Here is a 12,340-nt window from a genome sequence, read left to right on the forward strand (position 1 = left end):
GTTTATCTCAGTGGCCTACTTTTATGCTTTCAGACTCTTTAAAAAAACAGATCCGTCATAATTATGAGAAGATAACTCAAGCATTACCTAACTTTCAAAAACGGCAGGCGCAAAATTTTCTGATAGCCGAAATAGCAAAAGTATTGGCGGGTGAATACGATAAATCTCGACGTATTCTGGTTGCTGAAGCGGGTACAGGTATTGGTAAATCACTCGCATATATCTTAGCGGCCCTGCCAGTCGCTCAAAAAATGAAAAAAAAGTTGATCATCTCTACGGCAACGATTGCACTGCAAGAGCAATTAATGCATAAAGATTTACCTTTTTTTCTACGTCACAGCGATTATAAATTTGCATTTACATTGGCTAAAGGCAGACAACGTTATTGTTGTGAGCATAAGTTATTTACAGCGCAACAAGAAGATGCTCAACAAGCCATGTTTACCGAAAAGCCACACAGTGGCGATATGCATTTATTAAAAAAATTAAATGCAGCTTATCTTGCGGGTAAATGGCATGGCGATAGAGACAGTTGGCCGGAGCAGATCCCAAATCGTATTTGGCAAAATATTGTTGCCGATAAATTTAGCTGTAAACGCGCCCTCTCTCAACATCGACAATGTCCTTTCCACCGAGCGCGTGATGCGGTCAATAAAGCCGATGTGATCATTGTTAATCATGCCCTTTTACTCGCAGATCTTGAGCTTGGTGGGGGTATTATTTTACCTGAGCCCGAGCATTGCTTCTATATCTTAGATGAAGCGCATCATCTGCCTAAAATATCGCGTGATTTCTCAAGCGCGCAGGTCAATATTAAAAACAGTATTGATAATTTAAAGAAAACAAAATCACTCAAACAACATATTGATCGCCTTGTTAAACGCCAAACGGTCATAGGCCCCGGTTTAAATTTACTGGAAAGTGCCGTTGATTTAGAAGCACACTTAAAAGAAACCCAACAATTTTTTAAAATCAATCCTCAATTTCTCGGTGACACCAATCAATATCGATTTCCGCTTGGCGAGTTACCAGAGCCTTTATTAGATCTCATCTTAAACTTAAAAGAAGCCTCGAAGAAATGTTTAAGCGCGCTTAGAAAACTCTCTAATATTATTGATGAAGAGGTAAAAGATGACAACATTAAGCATTCAGAGGTCGAGCCTTTACTCATTGATATAGGCTCGTTCATACAACGCATCGAAAACATGAATAGTTTATGGCATATGTTAACCAAAGCGCGCAATGAAAAATATGCACCGATGGCGGCTTGGGTTGAAATAGAAAATGAGGAGATCTCTTTGCAAGCATCACCTCTAGAAGTCGGCGCTATTTTAGAACATATTTTTTGGTCTCAGGCCAGTGCTGTGATCTTGTGCTCAGCGACGTTAACCAGTTTAAATAGCTTTGCCTATTTTCAACGTCAAAGTGGCTTACGTGATGATGATGGCACACAATTCTTACGTTTAAAGTCCCCTTTTGATTATGAGAAGATCCCTTTAGTCATTGCCGATATGCAATATGATCCGACGCAGAAAAATTTTGATAGTGAATTGGTAGACAAAATAGATAATGCGATCATAGATAAAGAAGCGCATTTAGTGCTTTTTTCCTCTTATTGGCAAATGAATTTAGTTGCTCAAAAACTGCAGAAAAAATATAAATCAGCATTACTCGTACAAGGTGAATTATCTCGACGTTTATTAATAGAAACCCATAAGAAACGTTGCGACAAAGGCTTAACCAGTATCTTATTTGGCACTGCAAGTCTCTCTGAAGGCTTAGATTTACCAGGGCACTACTTAACTAATTTAATGATCACAAAACTGCCCTTTGCCGTGCCAAACTCACCCGTCGAAGAAGCACATTCTGAATGGATCCAATCGAAAGGAGGCAATCCCTTTATGCAATTGTCCGTCCCCGAAACCAGTAAAAAACTCATTCAGTCTTGTGGACGCTTAATTCGTAATGAAGCCGACACAGGAAAAATAATTATTTTTGATAAGCGCGTAAAAACAAAACGTTATGGCAAAGGTTTGTTAGATGCTTTGCCTCCCTTTAATATTCAATTTGAGGTAAAACATGACTGAATTACTCCTTGATCCTAGTAACCTCTTCTTATTAGCCTCGGTCGGTTTATTGGCAGGTTTTATTGATGCTATCGTTGGCGGTGGCGGGCTCCTTACCGTTCCCACATTACTCAGCTTAGGCTTATCACCCCATTTAACCTTAGGCACCAATAAACTGGCAGCCTCTTTTGGCTCAGCGACAGCCGCCTTTACTTATTTTAAAAAGAACTTATTTGATCCCGTTTTTTGGAAACATAGTTTCTATAGCTCATTAATTGGCGCATTAGCCGGCACGTTAGTTATTAATGCCATAGAGGCGCCTTGGTTAGATAAGTTTTTACCAGTGCTGATTTTTTGTGTGGCGTTATATACCTTATTCAATCGTTTACATGATATCGATAATCAAACGTTACCCGCAATAACACCCGACTTTAAATTTAAGCAAAAATGCCAAGCCTTTATTCTCGGCTTTTATGATGGTGTATCAGGCCCTGGTACCGGGGCTTTTTGGGTGATATCAAGTATGCGCCTTTATCAACTTAACATTTTATTAGCCAGTGGTTTGGCTAAAGCGATGAACTTTACCAGTAACATTACTGCATTATGTGTTTTCATCTACTTTGGGCAGGTCAACTGGATCATTGGTTTAACGATGGGGGGCTGTATCATGATTGGCTCTTATATTGGCGCACATTCCGCCATTCGTTTTGGGGGGAAATTCATACGCCCTATTTTCATCTGCGTCGTGTTGATAATGTCTCTTAAATTAGGATATAACGCATGGCTAGCATAAATAAAAGTTACCAAACATTACTCAGCCAACTGCAACAACAATTATTACAACTTAGCCAGCGCTGTAAGCCTTTAGACGCACACTTGAAACAAACTGAAAATCATTATTTTGCGTTTGAAGTGCATATGTTTAGCAAAAAAAGTTTAACCTTGATGGGTTACATCAAACAGATACAAACAACCTTAAAAAATCTTAATCTCATTATTAATAAACACTTGCCAGACTCATTGATAAATATTGAATGTGAACGTTTTATTGCACAGTATCAGCTGTTACTGCAATTGGTTATTTGTATCGAAAAAGGCGAAGAGAAAAAATTATATCACTCGTATTCAAACCCCAAAGAAAAGATTTACCAACAACTCAAAAAACAATATGACTACGAACAGCGTTTATTAAATATGATAGCAGAGCAAGAAGAGAAATTAGCAACCTCCCCTGCGTTTGACGCACCCGAAATTAGGTATAAAATAGATGCTCTGAAAGTGCGTTACCAAAAATGTAATGCCTTTACCCAAAATTTAGAATTTAAACTTGAGGCCATGCAAAATGAATAAAAACGTAAATGAAGCGCCAGAAAGTGTGAAAATCGCAGTCGATATCATTATGCTCTTAGAGCAAAATAAAGTGCCCACGTTGACGGCTGTTGAAGCACTTGAGATAGCTTTAAATGATTTTAAAAAAAAGCAAACGGCAAGCTAACAAAGTAGTAGCATCACCCAACGTGTATTGGGTGCTAACGTGATTGTTTAGAATAGGCTCTATCTATGTCTTGTTGTCTACTTTAAAAACATAAAAATTGTTGATGATCGTGATAAGTGATCGCCGTTTTTATGATGTTATCAACACGTGCTCGGGGTGGGCCCGTTTCTAACCAATGCAATAATTGCGTGATATTATTTGCATCTCCGTATAACAAGCACTCTACATCACCATTCTCTAAGTTTTTTGCGTGACCCGTGATAGCGTAACGTAGCGCTTCTTGTTGCGTAAAATAACGAAAACCAACACCTTGTACATGTCCTGATACAATCACTTTAAAAGCCAGTGTTTTCATCGCCCTTTATCCTTTGCCGCAAAGATAAGTAAAGAATAGAGCGAAATACCAAAGGAACTAAAAAGGTTACCCGTCTTACTTGTTAAAATTATGCCTACCTGCGTTGTGAGTTTTGAAGTGATAACAACTATCTCCTGCAACTCACGCCTTGCTAGTTCTAATTTTTCCAACGTAGTACATGAAGCTTAATTAATTCCATTGGTATAATACCCTATTCTTTTATTATCGGCTTATTGTTTACGCCACGTGGTGCCGTTAGCGCCATCTTCTAGCACAATATTTAATGCACTTAATTGCGCGCGTGCATCATCTGCACTCGCCCAATCTTTATTTGCACGTGCATCGTTACGTTGTTTTATCAGTAACTCTATTTTTTCGACTTCGGCGCTACTTTCATCACCTTGTAAGAAATCATCTGCTGATTGATCTAACAAACCTAACACATTACCAAGCGTGCGTAACAACAATGCTAATTCAGGAGCGCTTTTATCTGCGCTCAGTTTTGCCTTGTTTAAGGCTTTAGCAAGTTCAAATAATACAGCAAGGGCTTCAGGTGTATTAAAGTCATCATCCATCGCTTTACAAAAGGCTTGATAATGCGAATTATCTTTCGCAATAGGTGCATCACTGATATCGACATCACGAAGCGCGGTATATAAACGCTCAAGACTGGCGCGAGCTTGTTTTAAATTATCTTCAGAATAGTTCAACTGACTGCGGTAATGGCCTGATATTAGAAAGTAACGTACAGACTCAGCATCATAAGCTTCTAAAACATCTTTGATGGTGAAGAAATTATTAAGTGATTTTGACATCTTAACTTTATCAACTTGCACCATACCGGAATGCATCCAAGTATTCGCATAGGTCGCATCATGTGCACAGCAAGATTGCGCAATTTCATTCTCGTGATGCGGGAAGGTAAGATCTGATCCGCCACCGTGTATATCAAAGATAGGGCCTAAATGTTTAAAGCTCATTGCCGAACATTCAATATGCCAACCAGGGCGACCTGCCCCCCAAGGCGACTCCCAAGAAGGCTCGTTTTCTTTAGACATTTTCCAAAGCACAAAATCTAACGGATCATGTTTACTTTCTTCAACATCAACACGTGCCCCAGCCTGCAGCATATCTAAATTCTGGCCACTTAATTTACCGTAACCGTCAAAACTTGAAACAGAGAATAAAACATCTCCATTACTCGCAACATAAGCATGTTGTTTTTCGATAAGCGTTTTGATCATCGCAATCACATCAGGCATATGCTCCGTTACACGAGGCTCTAAATCAGGACGCAATATATTGAGTGCATCAAAGTCGCGATGCATGGCTTTGGTAAAACGCGCCGTCAATGCATCGCATGATTCATTATTTTCGTTCGCTCGTTTGATGATTTTATCATCGACATCGGTAATATTACGAATAAAGTTTAAATCGTAACCTTTAAAACGTAAATAACGCACAACGCTGTCGAAGGCAACAAACGTACGACCATGGCCAATATGGCAATTATCATAAATTGTCACACCACACACATACATACTCACTTTTCCGGCCACTAAGGGGGTGAATTCTTCTTTTTGTTTTGAGAGTGTGTTATATATTTTTAACATTATGCTTCCAATTTATGATCTTAAAGGCTTATTCTAAAACACTCTGCCGACAAATTCACCCTTTGTATTTAATCAAATTCGTTGTTAATGTATGATAGCTTCTTTTTATATCCACAGGATCGACAAATGATTACATTACATACAAATTTTGGTGACATTAAACTGGCATTAAATACAGAAAAAGCCCCTAAAACAGTGGCTAACTTCCTAAAATATGCAGCCTCTGGTCACTACGATAATACTATTTTCCATCGTGTGATTGCAGGTTTCATGATCCAAGGTGGTGGTTTTCAACCGGGTATGGAAGAAAAAGACACCAACAAACCAGTAAAAAATGAAGCAAGTAATGGTCTTTCAAATGTAAATTACTCAGTTGCAATGGCGCGTACCATGGAACCGCATTCAGCTTCTGCGCAGTTCTTTATCAATATCAATGATAATAAATTTCTTGATTTCAAATCTGAAACAACGGATGGTTGGGGCTACTGTGTATTTGCAGAAGTTGTTGAAGGTTTTGATATTGTTGACAAAATTAAAGATGTTGCGACAGGTAACTTTGGGTTCGTACATCAAGATGTACCTCTTGAAGATGTGTTACTGACACATGTGACTATCGCCTAATGCGCACGCTCTTTATTGCAGATCTGCATTTAAGTGAAACTAGCCCGCAATTAACACGCGCTTTCTTTACTTTTTTAGAGCAAGAAAATACGGATGTTGACGCCTTATATATTTTGGGCGACTTGTTTGAAGTGTGGATCGGTGATGATGAGCACACCCCTTTGATGGATGAGGTAGCACAAAAGTTATCTCAATATCATCAACGTTTTAATATCCCTATTTATTATATTCATGGTAATCGCGACTTTATGATCGGCAAACGTTATGCAAAACAGTCTTGCATGCAATTATTGCCCGAGCATTATGAAATTGATTTATATGCGCAAAGAGTTTTGATCATGCACGGTGATACGCTTTGCCTTGCGGATAAAAATTATCAGCGTTTACGAAAAATTATTCATAACCCTCTTTTACAGTTTATTTTTAATTGCCTACCGTTAAAGTTGCGCAAAAAAATTGGTTGGAAAATTCGCACCGCAAGCCAATCTAAAAAAGCATATAAAAAAGGTAATGTGATGGGGGTAACCGAATCTGAAGTGCAACGTTTATTGAACGTACACCAATGTACACTGCTTATTCACGGACATACTCATCAAGTGGGCAGTTATAGCGTACTTGGTGAAGGGGATAATAAATGCAGAATGGATGTTGGCGATTGGTTTAATGAATATAGTTTTATTGAAGCGACAGCCTCCTCAACGCAGATAATCTTCAGGCCCGTCTTACCTATTTAACATTAAATGGGGTGTGGCTCCTTTGAGCGACACCCAATTATCCCTCATTACGCTATTTTTCTTGTTTTTTATAATGATCACAGTCTTTTTCAAAGCACCGCTGGATAGACTCTCCCGTGTCATCAATCGCAACTGAACGTTTCTGTTTGCAAGATTTTACTGTTTCTTACTCATACCTAAAGAACTAAAAAAGTGATCCGTCTTGCTGGAAAAATAATCCCTACCTGCTAATACATGCAAGCTTAATTAAGTCCATTGCTATCATTAATTAACAGTGTCGACTTTATTTCCTTTTTATTTTCATTTTCAAAGCGCTGTAACGTAAAATCTAAAAATTTACGTAATCGTTTAGTCATTAATTTACGCTCTGGATAAATGAAATTAATCGGTACTTTTTCAGCATAAATATTAGGCAGTAGATGCTTTAATTTACCTTCTTTAATCAGATCTCGGCACAATAATTCAGACATATAAGCAATGCCCAGACCTTTAACACAGGCGTTTAAAGACGCGCTTAAAGTATTCACTTTAAATCGATAAGGTAACCCGGATAATACATGACCTCCGGTACCATGCTTCATGGTACTTAGCACAATTTGCTGATGCGGTGCTTTTAAATCTTTTAACGTCATGGGTTCATTATTGCGTTCTAAATACTCGGGACTGGCGATAAGTATCCGAGTGGCGTGATAAAAGACGCGAGCGATTAAAGATGAATCCTCGACATTACCGGCTTGAATAATAAAATCGACACCCTCACTAATAATATCTACTTTTCGATTCGATATTTCTAACTTGATAATTAACTCGGGATGTATTTTCATAAAGTCGGTAATGCACTCTCTCATCAAACTATTCTCAGCTTCAACGGGGATCACAATACTCATGGTGCCTCGAATAAAGTCATGGCTTTCCATGACGTCAATTTCGGCTTGATCAATTCGATCTAATATTTGAGAAGTCGACTGATAGAAATTGATACCTTCTTTGGTGAGCGTTAAATTCCGAGTAGAGCGAGTAAGCAATCGAGCCCCTAAATGATCTTCTAATTCCGCTATTTTCCGACTGACTGTCGACTTAGTGATACCTAAATTAATAGCCGCTTTAGTGAAACTATTACAGTTCACAACCTGAGTGAAAATAGTCAATGTATTTAAGTCAAAACCCATATTGATTGTTCCTTTGGTGCAACAGTCTTTTCATTTGTGGTGTATATATTATCAATGTACTGACGGTTATACTACTGAAATTGACCTACCTAGAGTATATTATGAGAAAAAAACATCAATTAGCGATGCCCTTATTTTTGGCAACATCAATACTGTCAGGCTGTAGCATGAGTCCTCCTGAAGCACCGGTTCAAAAAAAACTATTAACATCTCAACAAGTTAAACTTTCCAGCATAGAAATGAACGTAATACACGAACAATGGTGGGCTCAATTTAATGATCCTCAGCTCACTCAGTTGATTAACCTTGGTTTCAATAATAATTTAACGCTACAACAAGCTCAGCAAAAAGTAGAATTAGCGTCTCAACAAATTGCATTAGCGGAAGCCGGAAATCAAGTCAAGGTGAACTTAAATATAAGTGCGGGTGGTTTTGGTACGAACGCGGGATCTTTTAATCTCGATGGCGCAAAATATTCGGGTTTAGGAATGTTACTCCCTTCTTTTTCTTATCAATTTGATTTTTGGGGTAAGCATGACGCTATTATTGCGGCAGCAAGCAATCAAAAAAAATCAGTGCAAGCTAAACAAGAGCAAGCCAAACAGATTATTGCAGCCTCAATTACAAACAGTTATCTTTATTTACAAAGCAGCTATCAAATCGAAAAAAACCTTAATGTGTTACTCAATGAAATTGAGCAACAAAATATCGTCATAATAAAGCAGGTAAAAAGAGGACTTGCGGTCCCCTCAGATGAGCTTTTAAATCAAGGTGATATCGATACTTTATTGGCGCAAATTTCGACAGAAAAAACGCATCAAAAACTCGCTAAAAATCAACTGGCTTTATACCTTGGCACCACCCCTGATCAATTAATAAGTTTAGTGGCCCCAACAGCAAAACCTATCAAGCCTCTTAACAGCATAACGGCTGTTCCAATGAGTTTACTTGAACGACGATCCGATATTATCGCCAGTAAATGGCTGGTTGAAATGAGCCAACAACAAGTAACACAAGCAAAGTTAGCTTATTACCCAGACGTTAATTTAATGGCCGTGGGCGTTGTTCAAGCATTGACTAATTTAAATCCGAGTCGATTACTCATCGGCTCAGCGACAGCGGGAACAAACCTTCCCATTTACGATGGTGGTGTGAGAGACGCCAATTACACCTCTGCAAATATAAAATTTGACAGTGCAGTGCTTGATTATAACCAAACGGTGCTAACGGCGGTTAAGCAAGCATCAGATGCCATTATCAACCTCCAAGAAGCACATCGACAACTCGCTTTATCCACCTCTGCAGTCACTCATTACCAAGACGCATTTGAGCTTATCAATAAACGCTATAAACGTGGATTAATAAGCTTTTTCGAAATGAATGCAGCGCGAATGTTATGGCACAAGCAAGTGATTATAGAAGTGAATGCTGACGCTCACGTATTGCAAAATCAGCTGCAACTGATCAGTGCGTTAGGTGGAAGTTACACTCGATAATAACCTAAATTAAATGACTCCAAACAGTAAAAGAGATCCTAATGACAATCCAATCAACAAAAAAACGTAACATTCTTCTTAGCGTATTTATTTTATCGGTATTCACAGTAAGCGCAGGACTTTACCTAACCCTCCCCTCTAACGAACAAAGCACCGAAGACGCTTATGTCATGGGTAAAAAAGTGATCGTCACTTCGACACTCGCAGGCACCATTGGAAAAATAACGTCCGATGAAACCCAAACAGTACAACAAGGTACCACCTTAATATTACTGAGTAACAATGAAATATTAATCGCAACGCAAGCAGCAGAAGCCAATGTAGAAATAGCGTTACGACAAGTGAACAGTAATTACTTAAAAATAGACAAGTTAAGCGCACAAATATCCGCAGAAAAAATAAAATTATCTCAAGTAACCCAAGATTATAAGCGCCGTATAGGAGGAGATAAAGACGGCACTGTGTTACCCGAAGTACTTATGCACGCCAAAAAATCGGTCGCAATAACGAAAGCAAACCTTCGTGCTTTACATATGCAATTAGCTGCTGATAAAGCGTTATTGCCTGCCATAAATAAACTACAAACACCGCAAGTACAGCTGGCGATTTCGCAACTTCGCAAAATATATTTAGCAAAAGAAAATGCGTCTATTGTCGCCCCTATCAGTGGCGTTATCGCGAATAAATCGGCGTATATCGGCCAACAAATAAAACCAGGGCAACCCTTGATGACGATTGTTCCACTGCATAACCTTTGGATTGAAGCCAATTTTAAAGAAACTCAGCTGAAAAATATTCGTCCGGGTCAATCCGTTAATATTAGCTCCGACTTATACGGTGAAGAGCATAATTACAACGGTATCGTTGTGGGTATCCATGCAGGAACAGGTAACGTTTTCTCTGCCATCCCAGCTCAAAATGCCACGGGTAACTGGATAAAAATAATTCAACGTATTCCAGTGCGCATTTATATTAACCCCTCTCAACTCAAAGCGTTTCCTCTGCGCATTGGTATGTCAATGAAGGTCACGGTTAAGACCAATTCACAACCAAAAGGCAGTTTTGATGCCGATGCATTAATACACAATGAAAACATAATTGGATCATACCAACAAAAATTAGCACGCGTGGATACTAGGGTCGCGAAATTAATTAAAAAATTAGGTGTTTAGGTGAGTACTGAATCGCCTTTGCAAGGAATAAAGCTAATATTAATCACTCTCGCCACGTCTATGGCGACGTTTATGATGGTGTTAGATACTTCGATCGCCAACGTCGCTATCCCCACAATTTCAGGCAGTTTAGGGGTATCAACAAACCAAGGTATTTGGATCATTACCGCATTTGGTGCAGCTAACGCCATTTCTATGCCTATGACGGGGTTTTTAAGTAAACGATTTGGAGAAATTAAGTTATTTACGTTTGCGACCTTAGGTTTTGTGATCACCTCTTTTTTATGTGGCATGTCAAATAACATGGAAATGCTTCTCTTTTTTAGAGTATTACAAGGTGCCGTTTCAGGTTCGATTGCACCTTTATCACAGAGTATTCTGTTGCGTAATTTCCCCAGAGAAAAGCATGGTATGGCCATGGCTTTATGGTCGATGACAATCGTTGTTGCCCCTATCATGGGCCCTCTTTTAGGCGGTGTGCTGACAGATAATTATTCCTGGTCGTGGATTTTTTATATTAATATTCCCATTGGTATCATCGCCAGCGGTTTGGTTTTCTTTTTATTAAAAAACAGAGAATCAAAATCCGAAAAGGAGAATATAAACTACATTGGTATTGGTTTACTAGTGATCGCAGCTGGCAGTATTCAATTACTGTTCGATCTTGGAAAAGATGAGGATTGGTTCCAATCAAACTTAATAATCGGTCTCGCTATTATTGCTATTTTATCATGGGGTATTATGATCATATGGGAATCATATCATGAGAATCCCGTTGTTAATTTCCGATTTTTTAAGCAACGCAATTTTACTGTCGCCATCATTGTTATGTGCTTAGGCTTCATGGTTTATTTTGGCTCTACTCTGTTATTGCCACTTTGGTTGCAAGGCGTGATGGGTTATACCGCATCATGGTCTGGTTATGCGACCGCGCCAATCGGCATATTAGCCGTCATAAGTGCCCCCATAATCGGCAAGTTAATTCAAAAAGTAGATGTGCGCTATATTTTATCTTACGCATTTGTCGTCTTTGCGATCGTTGGTTTTTGGCGATCCAGCTATACTTTAGACGCTCCTTTTTCCTATATTATGATGCCACAGTTTATACTTGGCGCCGCTAATTTGGCTTTTTTTGTGCCTTTACAAAGTCTCGTTATTAATAGCGTCCCAAGGCATGAAATCGCCAATGCCGTTGCATTGTCGACCTTCTTTAGGACGCTGTGCGGTAGTTTGTCTTCTTCTCTCGTGACAACCATATGGGATGGACGAATGGAATTTCATCACGCAAGAATTGCAGAAGGATTTACGACATCAAATCAGGCGGCCGTTGAGTATATAGAAAAACTAGGTAATAATTTAACGGCAGTTAATGGCGTAATAACCCGGCAGGCCTATATGCTATCAACCAGTGAGATTTTTTGGGCATCCGGCATCATCTGTTTATTACTGATCCCTATCATTTGGCTCGCAAAACCAGTAAAGCATTGATTCTTGTAGCGAATAACCGACGACATCATAGGACTTTTGGTACGGGTATTCATCGCGATTTCGGTCGCTGAATTACCCGAAATACAATTAAGAAATACGAATATTGTAGTTCTAACTTTAATGGCCATTGG

General features: G+C 38.9%; 12 protein-coding genes. 9 read left to right on the forward strand and 3 right to left on the reverse strand.

Annotated features, from left to right (window positions below):
- The first annotated feature begins 23 nt into the window (after window positions 1–23).
- The 4 genes from dinG to PCNPT3_RS13870 are packed head-to-tail and all read left to right on the forward strand — an operon-like array spanning window position 24 to window position 3,561.
- Entirely contained in the window at window positions 24–2,087 is a 2,064-nt protein-coding gene (gene dinG, locus PCNPT3_RS06735) for an ATP-dependent DNA helicase DinG (protein ID WP_015465123.1), read from the forward strand.
- Entirely contained in the window at window positions 2,080–2,859 is a 780-nt protein-coding gene (locus tag PCNPT3_RS06740) for a TSUP family transporter (protein ID WP_015465124.1), read from the forward strand. The genes dinG and PCNPT3_RS06740 overlap by 8 nt, the downstream gene beginning before the upstream one ends.
- Window positions 2,847–3,416 (forward strand): primosomal replication protein, encoded by a 570-nt coding sequence (locus PCNPT3_RS06745; RefSeq protein ID WP_015465125.1) that lies wholly within the window; start codon window positions 2,847–2,849, stop codon window positions 3,414–3,416. The genes PCNPT3_RS06740 and PCNPT3_RS06745 overlap by 13 nt, the downstream gene beginning before the upstream one ends.
- Window positions 3,409–3,561, forward strand: a complete 153-nt coding sequence (locus tag PCNPT3_RS13870; protein ID WP_015465126.1) for a YbaM family protein — start codon at window positions 3,409–3,411, stop codon at window positions 3,559–3,561. Before PCNPT3_RS06745 ends, PCNPT3_RS13870 begins: the two co-directional genes overlap by 8 nt.
- Window positions 3,562–3,643: 82 nt before the next feature.
- Here PCNPT3_RS13870 and yccX read toward each other — a convergent pair whose 3' ends face one another.
- Together yccX and cysS are read right to left on the reverse strand one after the other, a co-directional pair.
- The gene (yccX, locus tag PCNPT3_RS06750; RefSeq protein ID WP_015465127.1) at window positions 3,644–3,916 is read right to left on the reverse strand and encodes an acylphosphatase; all 273 of its coding nucleotides are present in this window, start codon (window positions 3,914–3,916) and stop codon (window positions 3,644–3,646) included.
- A 230-nt stretch (window positions 3,917–4,146) separates the two neighbouring features.
- Window positions 4,147–5,529, reverse strand: a complete 1,383-nt coding sequence (gene cysS / locus PCNPT3_RS06755) for a cysteine--tRNA ligase (protein ID WP_015465128.1) — start codon at window positions 5,527–5,529, stop codon at window positions 4,147–4,149.
- 126 nt (window positions 5,530–5,655) lie between these two features.
- Here cysS and PCNPT3_RS06760 point away from each other — a divergent pair, with 126 nt between their 5' ends.
- Together PCNPT3_RS06760 and PCNPT3_RS06765 are read left to right on the forward strand one after the other, a co-directional pair.
- A complete protein-coding gene (locus tag PCNPT3_RS06760) occupies window positions 5,656–6,150 on the forward strand; it encodes a peptidylprolyl isomerase (protein ID WP_015465129.1) in 495 nt (164 codons plus the stop codon).
- Complete coding sequence (locus PCNPT3_RS06765; protein ID WP_015465130.1) at window positions 6,150–6,884, forward strand: UDP-2,3-diacylglucosamine diphosphatase; 735 nt, start codon at window positions 6,150–6,152, stop codon at window positions 6,882–6,884. The genes PCNPT3_RS06760 and PCNPT3_RS06765 overlap by 1 nt, the downstream gene beginning before the upstream one ends.
- A gap of 242 nt (window positions 6,885–7,126) precedes the next feature.
- Here PCNPT3_RS06765 and PCNPT3_RS06770 read toward each other — a convergent pair whose 3' ends face one another.
- Entirely contained in the window at window positions 7,127–8,053 is a 927-nt protein-coding gene (locus tag PCNPT3_RS06770) for a LysR family transcriptional regulator (protein WP_015465131.1), read from the reverse strand.
- Between the two features lie 101 nt (window positions 8,054–8,154).
- On the opposite strand from PCNPT3_RS06770, the gene PCNPT3_RS06775 reads away from it, so the two are divergent.
- The 3 genes from PCNPT3_RS06775 to PCNPT3_RS06785 are packed head-to-tail and all read left to right on the forward strand — an operon-like array spanning window position 8,155 to window position 12,209.
- Window positions 8,155–9,549, forward strand: coding sequence for an efflux transporter outer membrane subunit (locus PCNPT3_RS06775; protein ID WP_015465132.1), 1,395 nt, complete (start codon window positions 8,155–8,157; stop codon window positions 9,547–9,549).
- A 41-nt stretch (window positions 9,550–9,590) separates the two neighbouring features.
- The gene (locus PCNPT3_RS06780) at window positions 9,591–10,721 is read left to right on the forward strand and encodes an efflux RND transporter periplasmic adaptor subunit (protein WP_015465133.1); all 1,131 of its coding nucleotides are present in this window, start codon (window positions 9,591–9,593) and stop codon (window positions 10,719–10,721) included.
- Window positions 10,722–12,209: a DHA2 family efflux MFS transporter permease subunit gene (locus PCNPT3_RS06785; protein WP_015465134.1), complete on the forward strand. Its 1,488-nt coding sequence runs from the start codon at window positions 10,722–10,724 to the stop codon at window positions 12,207–12,209.
- The last annotated feature ends 131 nt before the right edge of the window (window positions 12,210–12,340 follow it).

The organism is Psychromonas sp. CNPT3 (genome assembly GCF_000153405.2).
Taxonomy (GTDB): Bacteria; Pseudomonadota; Gammaproteobacteria; order Enterobacterales; family Psychromonadaceae; genus Psychromonas.

Excerpts from the sequence above, each read along its gene's own strand:
- PCNPT3_RS06780 (WP_015465133.1), top strand. The coding sequence starts at position 9,591 with ATGACAATCCAATCAACAAAAAAACGTAACATTCTTCTTAGCGTATTT.
- yccX (WP_015465127.1), bottom strand. The coding sequence starts at position 3,916 with ATGAAAACACTGGCTTTTAAAGTGATTGTATCAGGACATGTACAAGGT.
- PCNPT3_RS06740 (WP_015465124.1), top strand. The coding sequence starts at position 2,080 with ATGACTGAATTACTCCTTGATCCTAGTAACCTCTTCTTATTAGCCTCG.
- cysS (WP_015465128.1), bottom strand. The coding sequence starts at position 5,529 with ATGTTAAAAATATATAACACACTCTCAAAACAAAAAGAAGAATTCACC.
- PCNPT3_RS06770 (WP_015465131.1), bottom strand. The coding sequence starts at position 8,053 with ATGGGTTTTGACTTAAATACATTGACTATTTTCACTCAGGTTGTGAAC.
- PCNPT3_RS06760 (WP_015465129.1), top strand. The coding sequence starts at position 5,656 with ATGATTACATTACATACAAATTTTGGTGACATTAAACTGGCATTAAAT.
- PCNPT3_RS06775 (WP_015465132.1), top strand. The coding sequence starts at position 8,155 with ATGAGAAAAAAACATCAATTAGCGATGCCCTTATTTTTGGCAACATCA.
- PCNPT3_RS13870 (WP_015465126.1), top strand. The coding sequence starts at position 3,409 with ATGAATAAAAACGTAAATGAAGCGCCAGAAAGTGTGAAAATCGCAGTC.
- PCNPT3_RS06765 (WP_015465130.1), top strand. The coding sequence starts at position 6,150 with ATGCGCACGCTCTTTATTGCAGATCTGCATTTAAGTGAAACTAGCCCG.
- PCNPT3_RS06745 (WP_015465125.1), top strand. The coding sequence starts at position 2,847 with ATGGCTAGCATAAATAAAAGTTACCAAACATTACTCAGCCAACTGCAA.
- dinG (WP_015465123.1), top strand. The coding sequence starts at position 24 with ATGCTTTCAGACTCTTTAAAAAAACAGATCCGTCATAATTATGAGAAG.